Raw genomic sequence first — 19,250 nt, forward strand, 5'->3', positions numbered from 1 at the left:
CCATCCTGCCGCAGGCCGGAAGCAGGCGGAGCATCGAGCCCATATGCGGTTCGGATGTTTACGCTGGGTGGTGATGTCGGGCAGCCGCCGTCGGCAGGAGCCGGCGGCCCAACGAGCCGAGGAACCCCGTGAGTGACACCCCATTCGGATTCGGCCTTCCGCCGGAGGAGCCGGAGGACGGCGACGAGGGCAGGAAGAAGCCGCAGAGTGGCGGCCCCTTCGGGTTCGGCGGCCTGCCGGGCGGCGCGGGCGGAGCGGACAATCCGTTCGCCGCGATGTTCGGCTCGCTGAACCCGAACGACCTGGGCGCGGCCTTCCAGCAGCTCGGCCAGATGCTGAGCTACGAGGGCGGCCCGGTCAACTGGGACATGGCCAAGCAGATCGCGCGCCAGACCGTCGCCCAGGGCACCCAGGACGGCACCAAGGACGCCAGCGTGGGCCCCGCCGAGAAGGCCGCGGTCGACGAGGCGGTGCGCCTGGCCGACCTGTGGCTGGACGGCGCGACGTCCCTGCCGTCCGGTGCGAACGCCTCCGTGGCGTGGAGCCGGGCCGAGTGGGTCGAGGCGACCCTGCCGGCCTGGCAGCAGCTGGTCGACCCGGTGGCCGAGCGCGTCGGCATGGCCATGGGCGACGTGCTGCCCGAGGAGATGCAGGCCATGGCGGGCCCGCTGATCGGCATGATGCGCTCCATGGGCGGCGCCATGTTCGGCCAGCAGATCGGGCACGCGGTGGGCACCCTCGCGGGCGAGGTGGTCGGCTCCACCGACATCGGGCTGCCGCTGGGCCCCGCGGGCCGGGCGGCGCTGCTGCCGCTGAACATCGAGGCGTTCGGCAAGGACCTGGGCGTCGACAAGAACGAGGTGCGGCTCTACCTCGCCCTGCGCGAGGCCGCCCACCAGCGTCTGTTCGCGCACGTGCCGTGGCTGCGCTCGCACCTGTTCGGCGCGGTCGAGGGCTACGCGCGGGGCATCAAGGTGGACACCTCCAAGCTGGAGGACGTGGTCGGCCAGTTCGACCCGCAGAACCCGGAAGAGCTGCAGAACGCGCTCCAGCAGGGCATGTTCCAGCCGGAGGACACCCCCGAGCAGAAGGCCGCGCTGGCCCGGCTGGAGACGGCGCTCGCGCTGGTCGAGGGCTGGGTGGACGCGGTCGTGCACGATGCCGCGAAGTCCCGGCTGACCTCGGCGGACGCACTGCGCGAGACGCTGCGCAGGCGCCGTGCGTCGGGCGGCCCCGCCGAGCAGACGTTCGCCACGCTCATCGGTCTCCAGCTGCGTCCGCGCCGGCTGCGGGACGCCTCGCGCCTGTGGGCCTCGCTCACCGACGCGCGGGGCCTGGACGGGCGCGACGCGCTCTGGGAGCACCCGGACATGCTGCCGACGGCGTCCGACCTGGACGACCCCGACGGCTTCGTCCACCGCGAGCAGCTGGACTTCTCCGAGCTGGACAAGATGCTCAAGGACTCGGCGGGCTCCCGGGAGCCCAAGGGCGACGAGAGCGACGAGACCGGCAAGGACGACACCGACAAGTGAGCCTGCACGACGACGCGGTCCTCGTGCTCAAGGGCTACGAGGACCAGCGAGAGCTGCGCCAGGTGTACCTGGACCACCTGGCGGCCCACCCGGACGGGATGTGGAAGGCGTGTCACGCCGGGCACGTCACGGCCAGTGCGCTGGTGGTCGACCCGTCGCGCGGGCGGGTGCTGCTGACGCTGCACAAGAAGCTCGGCATGTGGCTCCAGATGGGCGGCCACTGCGAGCCCGAGGACGCCGCACTGGCGGACGCGGCGCTGCGGGAGGCCACCGAGGAGTCCGGGATCCCGGGTCTGACGCTGCTGCCGGTGGGCCCGGTGCGGCTGGACCGGCACCCGATCCCGGCGCCCTGCAACTGGCACCTGGACGTGCAGTACGCGGCGCTGGCCCCGGCCGACGCGGTGGAGTCCATCAGCGAGGAGTCGCTGGACCTGCGCTGGTTCGGCTACGACGAGGTGGCGGACGTGGCCGACGAGTCGGTGGTGCGGCTGACGGAACGGGTGCGCGCCGCGCTGTGACGTACGCATGAGTAAGGGGCGGCCTCCTGGGAGGCCGCCCCTTACTCATGACGCGTAACGCCCGTGCTCGGCTTCAGTTCCAGGCGTTGTTCTGGTTCTGCGCACGGGCGCCGTGCTGGCCCACGCCGAACTGCGCGGCGGCGCCCTGGCCGATCGCGACGTTCTGCGGCGGCATGATCTCGCTGGGCTGGACGAGCGCGAAGCCCTGGCCGAGGAAGCTCAGCTCCCAGCCCTCACCCGTGTTGCCGCGCCGCTGGCGCACGCCCGACGAGTGCGTCTGGGCCTGCATCTGGACCCGCAGCGAGCTGGACCAGGCGACGATCGCGTCGGCGTCGGCGTTCACGTACTTCTCCGGCGTGACCTGCATCATCAACGGCTGGCCCGAGGTCATCAGCGCGACCTTGCCCTGCCCGGAGATGTTCAGCTGGTACTTCCCGCTGCCCGAGATGCCGTACTGGCTGTCGACCGCGATCACCTCGGTGTGCAGGGTGGAGTCGAGGGCCAGCACATAGGCGCTGTCCACCGTCATCCCGTCCCTGTCGACGTCCACGACGTGGACGTACTGCGCGAGGTTGGCGAGGTAGACGGTGCCCTGGCCCGAGCAGCGCATCAGGTCCAGGCCCTCGCCGGTGTTGGCGCGGGCCCGGCGCTGGCCCGGCGTCTGGTACTCGCCGTCGAACTCCATGAGCCCCTGGTACGCGACCATGGCGCCCTTGCGGGCGAGGAGGTCGTCGTGCCCGGTCAGCGAGACCCGCAGGAGCTGCGGGTTCTGGACCGTGTACCGCTCCTGGGACTGCTGTTCGGTGTGACTGAAAAGCGGACTCTGCATGGTGTGTTCTCGCTCCCCCTCAGCCCCGGACCCGCACGCGGTCGGAACTGTCCTCGCTCGGCTGTACGACGACGATGCCCTGGCCCGAGAAGGCCATCTGGTACGCCTCTCCGCTGCCGCGCCCGATCAGCGACGACGCCTTGAAGCTGCGCTTGCCCTTCACCTTGAGGTTCGGGGACCAGGCGACGAGGGCGTCCGGGTCGACGTAGGTCTCGTCCTCGCCCCGGCCGCAGTCGACGACGAGCGGCGTGCCGCGCGAGGTGAGGGCGACCCATCCGGTGCCGGACACCACGACGTTCCACAGCCCCTGGCCGGCGAACTTGGCGAGGCCCTTGACCTTCTCCACACCCCAGGTGAGGTGGGCGTCGAAGGCGAGGAGGTTGGTGCCGTTGACCGAGATCGAGTCGTTGTTCAGGTTGACGACGACGACGTCCGCGCCGTAGTCGGCGAGGTAGAGCAGTCCGTCGCCGGAGCACTTCATGAGGGGCGCGCCCTCGCCGGTGATCCACTGGGCGGCGATCTGGCGGACGGCCGGGGGGTTCGGCTCGTACTGGATGAAGCCCTCGTAGGAGATCATCGAGCCGGTCCTGGCGAACAGTTCCTGGCCGGTGGCCATGGCCACCCTGAGCATCGTGCGGCCGTGGTTCTCCATCCGGGCCGTGACGGGGGTCGGGGCGTAGCCCGCGAGCTGCTGGTTCATTCTTCGGGCTCCCTCAGACCTCGTACGGCTGGACGACGATGAAGTTGCCGGGGGCTCCCCGGAACTGCAGGTTGACGGTCTCTCCGCTGTGGCCCGGGTAGGCGTTGCGCCGCAGCCTGACCTGGCTGGAGAGGATGACCTGGGACGCGGCCGACCAGGCGACGACCGCGTTGCAGTCGGCGAAGGTGGTCGGCGTGACGGGCAGTACCACCGGAACGCCCTGCGTCTTGACGACGACCGTGCCGGTGCCCTGGAACTGCATGGTGAACAGGGCGCCGCCGGGGATGCCGTGGCCCTCGATGCGGCGCACCTCGTGCTGGAGCGACTCGTCGAAGGCGAGGACGTTCTCCGCGGAGACGCAGATGCCGTCGCCCTGGAGCTCGATGGGGTGCAGGTGGGAGCCGTTCTCGGCGAGGAAGACCTGGCCGCGTCCGGTGCAGCGCATCAGCTGCATCTCCTGACCCGTGGCGTTGCCGACCATGCGGCCCGCGAAGCCCGCGCCCTTGTAGCCGAAGTCGACCTTGCCCTGGTACATGACCATGCTGCCCTGGCGGGCCAGGACGGGGACGCCGCCCATGCCGAGGTCGACCCGCATCATCTGCTGGTTCTGCGGGGTCCAGCGCTGTCCCGTCGGCGTCTCCTTGTACGGCTGGAGGGCCGCCAGGAGCCCCGCGCCCTGCTGGGGCGCGCCCTGCGGCATGCCCTGCGGAGGCATGCCCTGCGGGGGCATCCCCTGGGGCGGCATGCCCTGCGGGGGCTGGCCGAACGCGCCGGGGGCGGGCTGGCCGAACTGCGGCGCCGGGGGCTGGCCCGGGATCTGGCCGAACTGCTGCGGCTGGCCGTACGGCGCCTGGGGCGCCTGGGGCGCCTGGGGCGCCTGGGGCGCCTGGGGCTGGCCGTACGGCGGCGCGGGCTGCGGGGCGTGCGGCGGCTGGCCGTACGGGGAGGGTGCGGCGGGCGCCGGGGCGGGCACGCCCTGCGGCGGGGTCATCGGGGCCACGATCGTCGGGGCCGCGTGCGGCGGCGGTGCCTGCTGGGGCGCGGGAGCGGGGGCGACGGGCGCGCCGAAGGACGGCGCGGGCTGCGGGGCCTGCGGCTGGGGCGCGGGAGCGGGAGCCTGGGCAGGGGCGCCGAACGCGGGGGCGGGGGCCGGGGCGGGGGCCGCCGGTACGCCGAAGGCGGGCGGGGCCGCAGCCGGGGCGGGCGCTGCGGGCGCGTCCTCGGCGACCTCGCCGCCGAAGTTCCGCAGCAGCGCGTCGAGGCCGCCGTCGAAGCCCTGTCCCACGGCGGCGAACCGCCACACGTCCTTCAGGTAGAAGTCGCCCAGCATCACGGCGCGCTCGGTGGTGAACTCCGAGCCGGTGAAGGCGTACCGCACGACCTCTTCGCCGCCCGCGACGATCCGGATGTAACCGGGGCCGACCTGGGACATCTGCCCGGCGCCGTCGATCGTGGCGGTGAAGGAGAGCTTGTGGACGCTCGCGGGGACGCGGTCCAGGGTCACCCGGAACGACTCGGTGTCACCGGCCTGCGCGCCGAGCAGCTGAATGGACTCCTCGGGCGACTTCGGCTGATTGAAGAAGATGAAATACCGGTCGTCCGTGAGCTGCTCATTGACGTCCAGACCGAAGCAGCTGATATCGAAAGTCAGCCCCGGCGCGGCGATCTGCACGCCTACGTACAGATCCGTCCCCGGCGTGAGATCACTGATCTTGGCCTTGTGGCCGCGTTGAAATTCCCTGGCCATACGTAACGACCGTCCCCCATCCCGGATGTGAATGCGTCGGTGCAGGCTATCCGCTGTCAGTGACATCCGGCCAAGCCGGTACAGACCCGATACACAACGGCGTCCGGAGCGTTCCGGTCACTCGCCGCGCGCGGTGGGCAGGTGCGGAAGCCGGTCGGCCGCGACGACCCCTTCCAGGTAGCCGCGGGCCCGTTCGGTGCGCGGGTACGCCTCCAGGAGCCGCCAGAAGCGCGGGCCGTGACCGGGCACGAGGAGGTGGGCCAGCTCGTGGACGAGTACGTAGTCGACCACGTACTCGGGCATGCCCTGGAGCCGGTGCGAGAGGCGGATGCTGCCCTCCGCCGGGGTGCAGGAGCCCCAGCGGGTGTTCTGGTTGGTCACCCAGCGCACCGACGCGGGTCTGGCGCGGCCGTCGAGGTACTGCGCCGACAACCGCTCGGCGCGCTCGACCAGTTCGAGGTCGCCGATGATGCGCTTGCTCTCCTGGGCGGCGAGCTTGTCGAGCATCACCGTCACCCAGCGCTGCTCCTCGGCCTCGGACATCCGTGCGGGGATCAGGACGATCGTCCGGTCGCCCTCCCGGTACGCGGAGACCGTCCGGCTCCTGCGGGCGCTTCTGCGGACCTCGACCGCACGCGTCCCGGAGCCGCGGAGCGGTTGACTGGTCGTACTGTGCGGTCGGTCGGCGGGCACGCCCCGACGTTACCCGCTGTCAGCGGGGAAAGTCCCGTCCCCGGGGCGGATGCGGCGCGATCGACTCATGATCGACTCGGGTCGCGCACCATTTGAACGACTAATACCCGCCGCCTGTGGACAACTTTCCGTGCCGGTCGCACGGCGCGTGCATTCTGGATCCGAATCCGAACGGGGGACCAGATGCAGAAGCACGTGCGAGAGACGCATCCGATGGTGAAACCCGCACTGCGGCGCGCATGGCGGGATCTTGAAACCGTGCAATTCGGTTCGACGCGCGCCCACGCGGTGACCGTGGGTCCCGTCGACACCGCGACCGCTTCCTTCCTGGGGCTTCTCGACGGCACGCGGGGGATACCGCTGCTGCGCGAGGAGGCCAGGGCGATGGGCCTGCCGGACGGGCACGCGGACGCCGTGGTGGCCCGGCTGACGGCGGCGGGCCTGGTGGACGACCCGACCGCGGGCGGTCCCGGGGCCGACGCGCTGCGCAGACGGGCCGGGGCGGTGGACCGGCTGCGGCCGGACCTGGCGGCGCTCTCCGTGGTCCGCCCCGAGCCGGGCGACGGCGCCCGGCTGCTGGCGGCCCGGCGGGCGCTGCGGGTCCAGGTGCGGGGCGCGGGGCGGGTCGGGGCGACGCTCGCCGCGGTGCTCTCGGCGGCCGGGGTGGGGCGGGTCGAGGTGCTGGACGGCGGGGTCGCCGAGCCGTGGGACGTGGCGCCCGGCGGGCTGCCGCCCGCCGCCGTGGGCAGGCGCAGGGACGCAGCGGCGCAGCGGGTGGTGCGGCTCGCGGCTCCGGCGCGGGCGCCGAGGTCGGCGGAGTTCGCCGGGGGCGCGGCGGACGGCGGGCCGCCGCTGTCGCTGATCGTGGTGGCGCCCAGGGACGGGTTCGAGGCGCACGCGCCCGATCCGGGGTGGGCCGAGGAGTGGGTGTCGGCGGGGATCCCCCATCTGTACGCGGGGGTGGTGGAGGGCACGGGCCTGGTGGGCCCGCTGGTGCTGCCGGGCGGCACGGGCTGCGCCGGGTGCCTGGCGCTGACGCGGGCCGGGGCCGACCCGGCCTGGCCGCGGCTGGTGGCCCAGTGGAAGTCCGGCCGCAGGAACCCGGTGCCCGCCTGCGACCTGGGACTGGCCGTGGCGGTGGCCGGAATGGCGGCGGCGCACGCGCTGTCCTTTCTGGACGGGGAGCTTCCGGCGAGTACGGGCACGCGGTGGGAGGCTTCGCTGCCGATCCTGGACTGGCGGGCGGAGCAGGTCGGGCCCCATCCGGAATGCTCCTGCGGGGCGGGTGAGCACCTTGAGGGGGTACGGCCCGCTGCGACCGGGGCGGCACAGGACACAATGGCCGGGTAACGCCGTCTGCGGAGCCAGGCCGGGACAGACGCGGCGCGGCAGTCTGGGTTTTGGAGGGGCTTATGTCTGATCTTCCCCGGAAAGCGGTCACTCGTACCGCCAAGTTGGCCGCGCTGCCGTTGAGCTTCGCGGGCCGTGCCACCTGGGGGCTCGGCAAGCGGATCGGGGGCAAGTCGGCGGAAATCGTCGGCCGGGAGCTGCAACAGCGCACCGCGGAGCAGCTGTTCAAGGTGCTGGGCGAGCTGAAGGGCGGTGCGATGAAGTTCGGGCAGGCGATGTCCGTCTTCGAGTCCGCCCTGCCGGAGGAGGTCGCCGGGCCCTACCGGGCGGCGCTCACCAAGCTCCAGGAGGCGGCGCCGCCGATGCCGACGCGCACGGTTCACGCGGTGCTCGCCGAGCGGCTGGGCGAGGACTGGCGGGAGCTGTTCACGGAGTTCGAGGACAAGCCGTCGGCCGCCGCCTCGATCGGCCAGGTGCACCGCGCCGTCTGGCACGACGGGCGCGAGGTCGCGGTGAAGGTGCAGTACCCGGGGGCCGGCGAGGCGTTGCTCGCCGATCTGAACCAACTGGCCAGGTTCTCCAAGCTGCTCGGCCCCTTCATCCCCGGCATGGACATCAAGCCGCTCGTCCAGGAGCTGCGGGACCGGGTGTCGGAGGAGCTGGACTACGACCTGGAGGCCCAGGCGCAGCGGGAGCACGCGGCGGAGTTCGCGGACGACCCCGACGTGCTGGTGCCCGACGTGGTGCACCAGAGCGACCAGGTGCTGGTCACCGAGTGGATGGACGGGGTGCCGCTGTCCGAGGTGATCGAGGGAGGCACGGAGGAACAGCGCGACAGGGCGGGCCAGTTGCTGACCCGCTTCCTGTTCTCCGGGCCCGCGCGCACGGGCCTGCTGCACGCGGACCCGCACCCGGGGAACTTCCGGCTGGTCCCCGACGAGGAGGTCGGCTGGCGGCTGGGCGTGCTGGACTTCGGGACGGTCGACCGGCTGCCGGGCGGGCTGCCGGAGACCATCGGCGAGTGTCTGCGGATGACCCTGGAAGGCGACGCGGAGGGCGTGTACGAGGCGCTCCGCGAGGAGGGGTTCGTCAAGGAGAGCATCGACCTCGACCCGGACGAGGTACTGGAGTACCTGCTGCCGGTCATCGAGCCCGTCAGCGCGGACGAGTTCACCTTCACCCGCGGCTGGATGCGCGGTCAGGCGGCCCGGATAGCCGACATCCGCTCCCCCGCCCACCAGTTGGGCAAGCAGCTGAACCTCCCGCCCGCGTACCTGCTGATCCACCGGGTGACCCTGAGCACCATCGGGGTGCTCTGCCAGCTCGGCGCGACCGTGCGGATGCGGGACGAACTGGAGGAGTGGCTGCCGGGGTTCGTCGTCGAGGAGTTCGAGGACGCCGAAGAGGCGGAGGAGGCCGAAGGGGCGGAGGAGACCGAAGGGGCGGAGGACGCCGCGGAAGCGGCCGAAGCCGTCGGGGCCGGGGAGTCGGAGCCGACGGAGAAGCCCGCGTAACCGGGGCTACCACCAGGCGGAGTCGAGACGGCCTTCGATGGCCCGGATGTTGGCGCGTGCGCAGTCCTCGCAGAAGTACTGGGCGGCGCCGTTCTCCATGGAGAAGGTCCAGGTCGTCGGGGGCGGGCTCGTCTCGGCGGGGGTGCCGCAGCGGGCACACCGCACGCTCTCGGCAGTCTGGTCGTCCACGGTCGTGACGATAACCCGGCCGGGGCGGGCACGGCCCCGGACGCACCGTGGGAGCCGGTACGCCGTGGGGCCGGTCCGTTCGGACCGGCCCCACGGTTCATTGAGTGTCCTGCTCGGCCTGGCGGCCTGGCGGCCTGTTACTGCATGACCGCCATGGCCAGCGCGCGGCGGGCCCGCATCGACACGCGCTCGGCGCGCCGCTGCATCCGCCGGGCGGCGACCAGGCGCACCGCCCGGCGGTCCGCCTCGACTTCCCGCAGGCGTTCGTGCATATGGGCACGGGCCAGGGCTTCTGGGATGAGTTGCATTTCGAGGGTCCTGTTCTGACGCGCGGCGTGCGCGCCAATGGTGGTGACGTCTGGAGTCGCGGAGCCGACGGGCTCGCTGGCGGGAGTGGTCATGGGGTCCAGCTTCTGGGGATCGTGCGTCAGGGGGCGGTCGATGGTTCCGATGGTGTTCATGCCGCGACCGGGTTCTTGCGCGGGCGACCACGCGGACGCTTGCGGGCGACGACGACGCCCTGGACGAACAGCTCACCGCCCCAGACACCCCACGGCTCGCGACGGTCCTTGGCGCCGGCGAGGCACGCCTCGACCAGCGGGCAGGTGCGGCACAGGGACTTCGCGTACTCGACGTCGGCCGGGGTCTCGGCGAAGAAGACCTCGGGGTCGTAGGCGCGGCAGGGAACCGGGACGCCGAGGTTCTCGATGGCGTCGTCGAGCGCGGTGAGCGCGGTGAGGGGAGTCAAGGTGGTGTCCTTCGTGGGGTTGGGCGGGGGGAGAGTCTCGGACGGCGGTACGGACGGGGCGTGCGCTTCGAGTTGCACGGTGGTGTTTTCCTCGTCTGGTCGTTCCGGCCTGGTCGGCCGGTTGGCGGCTGGTACCGGGTGTTGCTGTCCCGAGGCCCCTTCGCTCCGTCTCATCCGTTCGGACAAAACAGAAGGGCCGCGGATCCCTGGTGGGGTTCCGCGGCCCTGAAGGCGCCGGCCTGATCATGGATCAGGCTGGATCACTCCAGGGTTCGAGCCCACGGAAGGCCCACATCTTGTGGTGCTGCGTCGTCTGCTTCTTGAATCCGGCACCGGTCGCCGCAAAGGCATAGGCCTGGGCCTGTGCTGCCTTCACTGCTGCTGCTTCCGGTGCCTTGGTCGGTCGCTCATTGCCCAGTTCCTGCACGGGGAGACCCACCAGGGACTCCAGGCCGCCCTTGAAGGAGGACAGACCGGTGCCACGGAGAACAGCGGCGGCGGAGCGCGAGAGGCCGAGCGAGCAGGCGGAGACGACAGAGCGATCGGTCATTTTGGCGGTGCTGATGAAGCTGGTGGTGATGCTGATCACTGGAATCGCCTCCTCTCGGCGTCTAAGGACCGGCCGGGGCCGATCGCGCGTATTCGGATAAGTACAACTAAGTACAGCACGGGACCAGGGCTTGCAAGAAGCCGCTGTCCTCGTGGTTAAGAACCTATGGGGCTCCCCCAGGCGTGCGCAAACTATTTTTTCGACGAGTTTGCTTCAGTCGCCATCGGCTGCACCCTCAAGCTCCTGACCTGCACAGATGGCGAGGACATCGGCTCCGAAGCGGTTCAGCTTGCGCACGCCGACGCCGGAGATCCCCGCCAGCACCGCATCGCAGTCCGGGACCGCCTCGGCGATCGCCATCAGCGTCTTGTCGGTGAAGACGCAGAAGGCGGGCTGCCCCATGAGCCTCGCCTGTGTCTCCCGCCACTCCCGCAGCCGCTCGTACAGCGCCTCGTCCATGTCGGACGGACACTCCTCGCAGCGCATCAGCTTCACCTCGCCCGCCTCGGTGAGTGATCTCCCGCACACCCGGCAGCGGACCAGGGCGTGCTTCATGGGCCGCCGGAACCCGGACGGGCCGCTCCCGGAGCCACCGCCGCCGTCCACGCCGCCCCGGCCGCCGGAACCGCCGCTGCCGCGCTCGATGCCGCCCGCGCCCCCGCCGCCCGGCGCGAGGCGCTGTCCCGCACCGGCCGAGCCGGGGCGCAGGCCCTTCAGGAACGGACTGGCGACGCGGTTCGGGCGGCTGCCGGGGGAACGGGCGAGCGACCAGGACAGCGCGAGGTGCCGCCGGGCACGGGTCACCCCGACATAGAGGAGACGGCGCTCCTCCTCCACCTGCTCGTCGGTCTTGGCGTAGGCGATCGGCATCATGCCGTCGGTCAGGCCGACCAGGAACACGGCGTCCCATTCGAGGCCCTTCGCCGCGTGCAGCGAGGCGAGGGTGACGCCCTGGACCGTCGGCGCGTGCTGGGCGGCGGCGCGCTCGGCGAGCTCGGCGACCAGGTCGGAGAGCGTGGCGTCCGGCTTCGCCGCGGCGAAGTCCCCGGCGAGCCTGACCAGCGCGGCCAGGGACTCCCAGCGGTCGCGCACGGCTCCGGAGCCCGCGGGCGCCCGGTCGGTCCAGCCCTTGGTCGACAGGACGGCGCGGACCTGGGACGGGAGGTCGTCGGCCGCGTCCAGCAGGGAGTCGTTGCCCCCGGCGCGGGCGGCGCCGCGCAAGGCGATGCTCGCCTCCTTGACCTCGGGGCGGTCGAAGAACCGCTCGGCGCCGCGCAGCTGGTAGGGCACCCCGGCGTCCGCGAGGGCCTGCTCGTACACCTCGGACTGGGCGTTGATGCGGAAGAGCACGGCGATCTCGCCCGCGGGGACGCCCGATCTGATCAGGTCGCGGATGCGGCGCGCGGTGCCCTCGGCCTCGGTGGGCTCGTCGGCGTACTCCGTGTAGGCCGGCTCGGGGCCCGCGTCGCACTGCGAGACCAGCTCCAGGCGGTGGTCGGCCGCGCGGCCGCGCGCCTGGGACAGCAGGCCGTTGGCCAGGTGCACCACCTGGGGCGTCGAGCGGTAGTCCCTGACCAGCTTCACCACCGTCGCCCCTGGGTGGCGGACCCGGAAGTCCAACAGGTGGTCGGGGGTGGCGCCGGTGAAGGAGTAGATGGTCTGGCTGGCGTCGCCGACGACGCAGAGGTCGTCCCTGTCCCCCAGCCACAGCTCCAGGAGGCGCTGCTGGAGCGGGGAGACGTCCTGGTACTCGTCGACCACGAAGTGCTGGTACTGGCGGCGGACCTGGTCGGCGATGTCGTGCCGGTCCTGGAGGATGCCGACGGTGAGCAGCAGGACGTCCTCGAAGTCGATGACGACGCGCTCGCGCTTCAGCTCCTCGTACGTCCGGAAGATCTGGGCGATCTCCGCCGGATCGCGCGTGATGTCGCGCTGGGCCTTGGCGACGGCCGCGGGGTAGTCGGCGGGGACCGTCTGGGTGACCTTGGCCCATTCGATCTCGCCCGTGACGTCGCGCAGCTCGGAGCGCTCCAGGCGGATGCGGTTGGCGGCCGCCGCCTCGCCGACGAGCTGGACCTTGCGCTCGACGAGGCGCGGCAGGGAGCCGCCGACCGCCTTGGGCCAGAAGTACTGGAGCTGGCGCAGCGCGGCGGAGTGGAACGTCCGCGCCTGGACGCCGCCCGCGCCGAGCTGGCGCAGCCGGCCGCGCATCTCGCCCGCCGCGCGGTTGGTGAACGTCACGGCCAGGACCGTGGCGGGCTGGAGGATGCCCGCCCGCACTCCGTACGCGATGCGGTGGGTGATCGCGCGGGTCTTGCCCGTGCCCGCGCCCGCCAGCACGCACACGGGTCCCGACAGGGCGGTGGCGACCTCGCGCTGCTCCGGGTCGAGCCCGTCGAGCACCGCGTCGGCCGACTCCGGGACCTGCGGGAAGAGAGTGGAGTGCGTTGCTGGTGTCACTCCGCCATGCTGCCAGGTCCCCGGGGGTGGACGCGCACCGTCGTCCACAGGGGTGCGGGATCAGTCGTACGAATGCCGGAGGCGATCGGCGATTGCGATGGGGGTGCGGGAATGGTGACCGGGTCACGTACGTTCTAGCCGGTGCGAACACCGCACCAGTGAGACGAGAAGGAGCGCCGAGCATGTCGGGCACCGTGACGATGTACAGCACCACGTGGTGCGGCTACTGCCGTCGGCTGAAGGGCCAGCTGGACCGCGAGGGCATCGCGTACACCGAGATCAACATCGAGCACGACCCGGAGTCGGCCGCGTTCGTGGAGAAGGCCAACGACGGCAACCAGACCGTTCCGACGCTGCTCGTGGTGGCCGAGTCCGGCACCGAGTCCGTCATGACGAACCCGTCGCTCGCCCAGGTGAAGCAGGCGCTCGCCGTCTGACCCGCGGGCATCGGCGAAGGGCCCCGCGCGGAACAGCCGCGCGGGGCCCTCGCCGTACGCGCGCCGGGGCCCGGCCCGGGTTCGGACCCGGGCCCTCAGCTCGCGTGCGAGGGCTTCGGGAGCGGCTTGCCGTACCAGAGCTCGATCAGCCTGGCCGCGATCGAGATGCCGTACGGGGGCAGCACCTCGCCCGACTCGAACGCCGCCGCGAGGTCGTCGCGGGAGAACCAGCGGGCCTCCTCGATCTCCTCGCCGTCCACGTTGATCTCCGCCGACGTGGCGCGGGCCATGAAGCCGAGCATCAGGCTGGAGGGGAACGGCCAGGGCTGGCTGGCGACGTACTCGACCTCGCCGACCGTGACGCCCGCCTCCTCGAAGACCTCGCGGGCCACCGACTGCTCGATGGACTCGCCGGGCTCCACGAAGCCCGCCAGCGTCGAGAAGCGGCCCTCGGGCCAGTGCACCTGGCGGCCGAGGAGCGCGCGGTCCCGGTCGTCGGTGACCAGCATGATCACGGCCGGGTCGGTGCGCGGGTAGTGCTCGGCGCCGCACGCCTGGCAGCGGCGGATGTGCCCGGCCGCCGCGATGACCGTGCGCTCGCCGCAGCGCGAGCAGAAGCGGTGCAGCCGCTGCCAGTTCTCCAGGGCCACCGCGTGCGCCATCAGGCCCGCGTCCCTGGGCGAGAGCAGCAGGCCCGCCTCGCGCAGGCCCGCGGCGCGCGCCGACTGGTCCATGCGGCCCGGCAGGGTGTCCTTCTGGAGCGCGAAGTAGCGCACGCCCTCCTCGTCCGTGCCCAGGAAGTAGCGGTGGGTCTCGGTGAGCGGGGCCTCGAAGGACGGGGTCATCACCAGTTCGGTGCCGCCGTCCGGGAGGTCGTCGATCAGCACCTGGCCGCCCGAGACCACGAACACCCTGGTCGTCGGGTGGCTCCAGGCCGCCGCCAGCCATGCCTCGTCCAGCCGGTGGTGGGCCGCGCGGTCGATGCCGCTCGGGGCGGTGAGGCCGATCGGGGTGAGGGGTGCGGTGAGGCGAGTGGTGGTGCTCACGGGTACTTCCAACTCCCAGTCGGTCGGTTCAGCGGACTGCGGTGGCCAGGTCGGACCAGAGGTGGGCGGTCGTCTCCACGCCCTTGAGCAGGAGGTCCAGCTCGACCTTCTCGTTCGGCGAGTGCCAGCCGTCGGACGGCACGGAGATGCCCAGGAAGAGGACCGGGGCCGCCAGCACGTCCTGGAGGTCGGCCGCGGGACCCGAGCCGCCCTCCCTGGTGAACCGGATCTTCCGGCCGTCGAAGGCGGTGCTCATGGCCCGCACCACCGACCGGAGGGCCGGGTGGTCGAGCGGGGTGAGGCAGGGGCGGGTGGGCGCGCCGAAGGTGATCTCGTGCCGGATCCCGGCCGGGACCCGGTCCTCGACCCAGGCGGCGACGGCCTTCTCGATGTGCGCCGGATCCTGTCCCGCGACCAGTCTGAACGACAGTTTGACGTGCGCGGACGCCGGGACGATCGTCTTGCCGCCCGGTCCCTGGTAGCCGCCGCCGATGCCGTTGAGCTCGGCGGTCGGGCGGGCCCAGACGCGCTCCAGCGTGGAGAAGCCCGCCTCGCCCGCGGTGGCGTGCGACCTGGCGGTGCGCAGCCACTGCTCCTCGTCGAAGGGCAGCTCGGCGATGAGTTCGCGCTCGGCGTCGGTCAGCTCGGTGACGCCGTCGTAGAAGCCGGGGATCGTGACGTGCTCGTCGGCGTCGTGCAGCGCCGCGACCAGGCGGGCGGCCGCGGTGGCCGGGTTGGGCACGGCTCCGCCGAAGGATCCGGAGTGGATGTCCTGGTCGGGGCCGTGCAGCGTGATCTCGCAGTCCGCGACGCCCCGCATGCCCGTACAGACGGTCGGGGTGTCCTCGGACCACATGCCCGTGTCGGAGACGATCACCGCGTCGGCCGCGAGGCGCTCCGCGCGCTCCTCGACCAGGGCGCGGAAGTGCGGGGAGCCCGACTCCTCCTCGCCCTCGATCAGCAGCTTGAGGGTGACCGCGGGGGTGGTGCGGCCGGTGGCGGCGAGGTGGGCCCGGACGCCGAGGGTGTGGAAGAACACCTGGCCCTTGTCGTCGGCCGCGCCGCGCGCGTACAGCCGCCCGCCGACGAGCGTCGGCTCGAAGGGATCGGTGTCCCAGCCGTCCTCGCGGGCGGCGGGCTGTACGTCGTGGTGCCCGTACACCAGGACGGTGGGGGCGCCGGGGGTGTCCGACGGCCACTCGGCGAAGACCGCGGGAGCGCCGTCCGTCGGCCAGACCTCCACGACGGGGAAGCCGGTCTCCGTCAGCTTGTCCGCCAGCCACCGGGCGCTGCGCCGCACGTCGGGCGCGTGCTCCGGCTGGGCGGACACGGAGGGGATGCGCAGCCACTCGACGAGGTCGTCGACGAAGGCGGCGCGGTGCTGCTGGACGTACGTGCGTACTGCGTGGACGGCGCTGTCCGGGGTGTCGCTCATGCTCTTGAGCCTATCCGCCCTCGCCGTCCGGTCCGTCGGCCGTCTCGCCCAGCAGGATCCGCTCGATGTCCGCGCGGACGGGGAGGCGGGCGGGGCGGACGGTCTCACCGCTGCGTACGTAGAGGAAGGTCGCCGTGACCTCGTCGGGCGCGAGGCCGTGCTTCTCCGCCCACGCGAGGCGGTAGATCGCCAGCTGGAGGGGGTCGGCGGTGCCCGCGCGGCTGGTCTTCCAGTCCACGATCTCGTACGCGCCGGTCTTCGCGTCCCGGTAGACCGCGTCGATGCGGCCCCTGACCGTGCGGCCCGCGAGGACGATCTGGAAGGGCGCCTCGACCCTGTACGGGGTGCGGCGGGCGTACGGGGTGCGGTCGAACGCCTCCTTGAGCGCGGCGAGGTCCCGCTCGTCCGCGATGTCCGGGGCGTCCGTGCGGGCGTCGCCGCCGGGGAGCTCGTCGGGGTCCAGGAACGGGAGCGGGAGCTCGTCGAAGCGGGACTCCACCCAGGCGTGGAAGCGGGTGCCCCTGCGGGCGGCGGGGGCGGGCGGGGTCGGCATGGGGCGGGCCAGCTCCTGGGCGAAGCCGTCGGGGTCGGCGGCGAGGTGCAGGAGCTGGGTGGCGGAGAGGGAGGGGGGGACGTGGACGTCCCTGACCGTCGCCCTGGTGCGGCGCAGTTCCTCCGCGAGGGCGGTCAGGTCCCTGTCCCAGGAGGCGGCGAGCCTCGCCTCCTCCAGGGTGAGACCGGGCGCGTGCGGGTGGCCGGAGGGTCCGGGGTCGGCCGGGGCGCCGTGGAGGTGTTCCTCGTCCTGCGGGTACTCCTCGTCCTGCGGGTACTCCTCGTCCGGGGGAGGCTCCTGCGGCCACGGCACCTCGTCGTCCGCGTACGCGTGCGTCCCGTCGTCCGCGTCCGCGTCCGCGTGCGCCTCGCCGTCCGTGTGCGTCCCGTTCGCCTCCTGGGCCGCCAGCGCGTCCAGGTGGGCGTACACCCGGTCCCTCGCCGCCCTTCTGCGCGTCAGCGCCGTTTCGTCCAGGGGCAGGGGCCAGGCCAGGTCCGTCGTTTCCGCGGCGCTCAGGGACGGGTTCTCGGCGTCCTTCTCCGGCTCTTCCGCCCATGCCTCGATCTCGCCGTGGCCCGCCTCGCAGTGTTCGTACAGCGCCTGGAGGAAGGACGACGGGCCGCGCGGGCGCTTCTGGGACGGGCCCCACCAGTGCGCCGAGCCGAGCAGCAGCTTGCGGGGGCGGGTGAACGTGACGTACCCGAGGCGCAGCTCCTCGGTGTGCTGGTGGTCCTTCATCGCGCCCTGGAACGCCTTGAGGGACTTGGCGTCCCACTCGGTGAGCGTCGGCAGGGTCGCCGCGTCGCCGCGCAGGGCGTGCGGCAGGACCTGGGGCTGGGAGGTCCAGGACTCGCGCGCCCTGGTGCTGGGGAAGGCCGCCTTGGTGAGGCCGGGGACGACCACGACGTCCCACTCCAGGCCCTTCGACTTGTGCGCGGTGAGCACCTTGACGGTGTCCTCGCCGCCCGGCAGGGCGTTGTCGAGGCCCTTCTCGTACCGCGCGGCCGTGCGCAGGAACGCCAGGAACGCCAGCAGGGACGTCTCGGGCTCGTTGGCCGCGAAGGCCGCCGCGACGTCCAGGAAGTTGCCCAGGGTCTCCTTGCGGCGGGCTGCCAGCGCGTGCGGGGACGCGGCCAGCTCGACTTCGAGGCCCGTGGCGTACAGCACCCTGTGCAGGACGTCCATCAGCGGGTCGGCCAGCGAGCGGCGCAGGTCGCGCAGCTCGGCGGCGAGGCGGGCGAAGCGGATCCTGGCCTCGGCGGAGAAGGGCAGCCCTTCATCGCGACCGCGGCCGGGGCCCGTGCCTGGGCCCGTACCCGTGCCTGGGCCTGCTCCTGGGCCGCCGGGCTCCAGGAACGTGTCGAGCGCGTCGGCGAGCGAGACCACCTCGGCCGGGTCGGTGCCCTCGACGGCCGCCGCGAGCCGTTCGTCGGCGTCCTGCTCGCCCGTCGCGCGGTGCACCAGGAGCCGGGCCCTGCGGCCGAGCAGCGCCAGGTCGCGGGGGCCGATGCGCCAGCGGGGGCCGGTCAGCAGCCGAACCAGCGCGGCGTTGGCCCCCGGGTCCTGGAGCACCTCGCAGACCGCAACCAGGTCGGCCACCTCCGGCAGGTGCAGCAGCCCGGAGAGGCCGACCACCTCGACGGGGACCTCGCGGGCGACGAGCGCCGCCTGGATCGCCGGGAAGTCGGTGGCCGTGCGGCACAGGACGGCGATCTCCCCCGGTGCCGTGCCCGTGCGGACCAGGTGGGCGACGGAGTCCGCGAGCCAGGCGGTCTCCTCCTCCTGTGTCGGCAGCAGGGCGATCCTGACCTGGCCCGCCCGCTCCTCGCCGGGCGCGGGCCGCAGCGCCTCGACGCCTTCGTGCATGGCGCGCAGCGGCTCGGCAAGGCCGTTGGCGAGGTCCAGCAGGCGGCCGCCGCTGCGGCGGTTCTCGCTGAGCGAGAAGCGGGTGGCCGGGGCGCCGTCCGCGTGCGGGAAGTGGCGCGGGAAGTCGTCGAGGTTGGCGACGGAGGCGCCGCGCCAGCCGTAGATCGCCTGGCAGGGGTCGCCGACGGCGGTCACCGCGTGCCCGCTGCCGCCGCCGAAGAGGCCCGCCAGCAGGAGGCGCTGGGCGACCGACGTGTCCTGGTACTCGTCGAGCAGGACGACGCGGAACTCGTCCCTGAGGATCGCGCCGACCTCGGGCCTGTCGGTCGCGAGCCGGGCGGAGAGCGCGATCTGGTCGCCGAAGTCCAGCAGGTCGCGGCCCTGTTTGGCGGCGCGATAGCGGACGGTCAGGTCGAGGAGTTCCCGGCGGGCGGTCGCGGTCTCCGGGATCTTGCGCAGTTCGGCGTTGCTGAGCGGGGCCCCGGCGAGTGCGGTGATCAGTTCGGTGTCATACGCGCGCAGCTCTTCGGGCCCCACCAGGTGCTCCGACAGTTCGGCGTCCAGCGCCAGCAGGTCGCCGACCAGCGTGTCGAACGACCTGGACAGCGCGGGGTACGGGCCCGGGGCCTCGCGCAGCACGCGGGCGGCGAGCTGGAAGCGCGTGGCGTCCGCGAGGAGCCTGGCGGTGGGCTCCAGGCCGATGCGCAGGCCGTGGTCGGTCAGGAGCTGGCCCGCGAAGGCGTGGTAGGTGGAGATGCGGGGCTCGCCTGGGGGCGCTTCGGGGTCGATCGTGTCGGGGTCGGTGACTCCGGCGCGGACCAGTGCGGTGCGCACCCGCTCGGCCAGCTCGCCCGCCGCCTTGTTGGTGAACGTCAGGCCGAGGACCTGTTCGGGGGCGACCTGTCCGGTGCCGACCAGCCAGACGACGCGCGCGGCCATGACCGTCGTCTTGCCCGACCCGGCTCCGGCCACGATCACCTGCGGGGCGGGCGGCGCGACGATGCAGGCCGTCTGCTCCGGGGTGAAGGGGATGCCGAGGAGCTCCTTGAGCTGCTCGGGATCGGTGATGCGAGCGGTCACCCC

The 19,250-nt window shown here is 72.6% G+C and carries 17 protein-coding genes; 5 read left to right on the forward strand and 12 right to left on the reverse strand.

Going from position 1 to position 19,250, the window contains the following annotated elements:
- The first annotated feature begins 128 nt into the window (after positions 1-128).
- A complete protein-coding gene (locus ACIBNE_RS17595; RefSeq protein ID WP_399272371.1) occupies positions 129-1,532 on the forward strand; it encodes a zinc-dependent metalloprotease in 1,404 nt (467 codons plus the stop codon).
- On the forward strand, positions 1,529-2,050 hold the full coding sequence (locus ACIBNE_RS17600; protein WP_399272373.1) for an NUDIX hydrolase: 522 nt from the start codon (positions 1,529-1,531) through the stop codon (positions 2,048-2,050). Before ACIBNE_RS17595 ends, ACIBNE_RS17600 begins: the two co-directional genes overlap by 4 nt.
- Positions 2,051-2,123: 73 nt before the next feature.
- On the opposite strand, the gene ACIBNE_RS17605 is transcribed toward ACIBNE_RS17600, so the two are convergent.
- The 4 genes from ACIBNE_RS17605 to ACIBNE_RS17620 all read right to left on the reverse strand — a co-directional run bounded on the left by ACIBNE_RS17605 (position 2,124) and on the right by ACIBNE_RS17620 (position 6,019).
- Positions 2,124-2,879: an AIM24 family protein gene (locus ACIBNE_RS17605; protein WP_399272375.1), complete on the reverse strand. Its 756-nt coding sequence runs from the start codon at positions 2,877-2,879 to the stop codon at positions 2,124-2,126.
- 19 nt (positions 2,880-2,898) lie between these two features.
- Positions 2,899-3,579: an AIM24 family protein gene (locus ACIBNE_RS17610; protein WP_399272377.1), complete on the reverse strand. Its 681-nt coding sequence runs from the start codon at positions 3,577-3,579 to the stop codon at positions 2,899-2,901.
- 13 nt (positions 3,580-3,592) lie between these two features.
- On the reverse strand, positions 3,593-5,326 hold the full coding sequence (locus tag ACIBNE_RS17615) for a TerD family protein (protein WP_399272379.1): 1,734 nt from the start codon (positions 5,324-5,326) through the stop codon (positions 3,593-3,595).
- A gap of 117 nt (positions 5,327-5,443) precedes the next feature.
- On the reverse strand, positions 5,444-6,019 hold the full coding sequence (locus ACIBNE_RS17620; protein ID WP_399272381.1) for a M48 family metallopeptidase: 576 nt from the start codon (positions 6,017-6,019) through the stop codon (positions 5,444-5,446).
- Positions 6,020-6,232: 213 nt separating this feature from the next.
- On the opposite strand from ACIBNE_RS17620, the gene ACIBNE_RS17625 reads away from it, so the two are divergent.
- Together ACIBNE_RS17625 and ACIBNE_RS17630 are read left to right on the forward strand one after the other, a co-directional pair.
- Complete coding sequence (locus ACIBNE_RS17625; protein WP_399272383.1) at positions 6,233-7,369, forward strand: TOMM precursor leader peptide-binding protein; 1,137 nt, start codon at positions 6,233-6,235, stop codon at positions 7,367-7,369.
- Positions 7,370-7,431: 62 nt separating this feature from the next.
- On the forward strand, positions 7,432-8,883 hold the full coding sequence (locus ACIBNE_RS17630; RefSeq protein ID WP_399272385.1) for an ABC1 kinase family protein: 1,452 nt from the start codon (positions 7,432-7,434) through the stop codon (positions 8,881-8,883).
- Between the two features lie 6 nt (positions 8,884-8,889).
- On the opposite strand, the gene ACIBNE_RS17635 is transcribed toward ACIBNE_RS17630, so the two are convergent.
- The 5 genes from ACIBNE_RS17635 to ACIBNE_RS17655 form a co-directional block, all read right to left on the reverse strand.
- The gene (locus ACIBNE_RS17635) at positions 8,890-9,072 is read right to left on the reverse strand and encodes a hypothetical protein (protein ID WP_399272387.1); all 183 of its coding nucleotides are present in this window, start codon (positions 9,070-9,072) and stop codon (positions 8,890-8,892) included.
- A 137-nt stretch (positions 9,073-9,209) separates the two neighbouring features.
- Positions 9,210-9,533 carry a hypothetical protein gene (locus tag ACIBNE_RS17640; protein ID WP_399272388.1) on the reverse strand — a complete coding sequence of 108 codons (324 nt, stop codon included), beginning with the start codon at positions 9,531-9,533 and terminating at the stop codon, positions 9,210-9,212.
- A complete protein-coding gene (locus tag ACIBNE_RS17645; protein WP_399272390.1) occupies positions 9,530-9,898 on the reverse strand; it encodes a WhiB family transcriptional regulator in 369 nt (122 codons plus the stop codon). Before ACIBNE_RS17645 ends, ACIBNE_RS17640 begins: the two co-directional genes overlap by 4 nt.
- Positions 9,899-10,070: 172 nt before the next feature.
- On the reverse strand, positions 10,071-10,409 hold the full coding sequence (locus ACIBNE_RS17650; protein WP_399272392.1) for a hypothetical protein: 339 nt from the start codon (positions 10,407-10,409) through the stop codon (positions 10,071-10,073).
- 174 nt (positions 10,410-10,583) lie between these two features.
- Positions 10,584-12,830 (reverse strand): ATP-dependent DNA helicase UvrD2, encoded by a 2,247-nt coding sequence (locus ACIBNE_RS17655; RefSeq protein ID WP_399272394.1) that lies wholly within the window; start codon positions 12,828-12,830, stop codon positions 10,584-10,586.
- 182 nt (positions 12,831-13,012) lie between these two features.
- On the opposite strand from ACIBNE_RS17655, the gene ACIBNE_RS17660 reads away from it, so the two are divergent.
- Positions 13,013-13,267: a mycoredoxin gene (locus ACIBNE_RS17660; RefSeq protein WP_399272396.1), complete on the forward strand. Its 255-nt coding sequence runs from the start codon at positions 13,013-13,015 to the stop codon at positions 13,265-13,267.
- A 95-nt stretch (positions 13,268-13,362) separates the two neighbouring features.
- Here ACIBNE_RS17660 and nudC read toward each other — a convergent pair whose 3' ends face one another.
- The 3 genes from nudC to ACIBNE_RS17675 are packed head-to-tail and all read right to left on the reverse strand — an operon-like array spanning position 13,363 to position 19,247.
- Positions 13,363-14,313 carry an NAD(+) diphosphatase gene (gene nudC / locus ACIBNE_RS17665; protein WP_399272398.1) on the reverse strand — a complete coding sequence of 317 codons (951 nt, stop codon included), beginning with the start codon at positions 14,311-14,313 and terminating at the stop codon, positions 13,363-13,365.
- Between the two features lie 28 nt (positions 14,314-14,341).
- Positions 14,342-15,748 carry a dipeptidase gene (locus ACIBNE_RS17670; protein WP_399272400.1) on the reverse strand — a complete coding sequence of 469 codons (1,407 nt, stop codon included), beginning with the start codon at positions 15,746-15,748 and terminating at the stop codon, positions 14,342-14,344.
- Positions 15,749-15,758: 10 nt separating this feature from the next.
- Positions 15,759-19,247, reverse strand: coding sequence for a UvrD-helicase domain-containing protein (locus ACIBNE_RS17675; RefSeq protein ID WP_399272401.1), 3,489 nt, complete (start codon positions 19,245-19,247; stop codon positions 15,759-15,761).
- Positions 19,248-19,250 lie beyond the last annotated feature (3 nt).

Source organism: Streptomyces sp. NPDC050504 (assembly GCF_044458065.1).
Classification (GTDB): domain Bacteria; phylum Actinomycetota; class Actinomycetes; order Streptomycetales; family Streptomycetaceae; genus Streptomyces.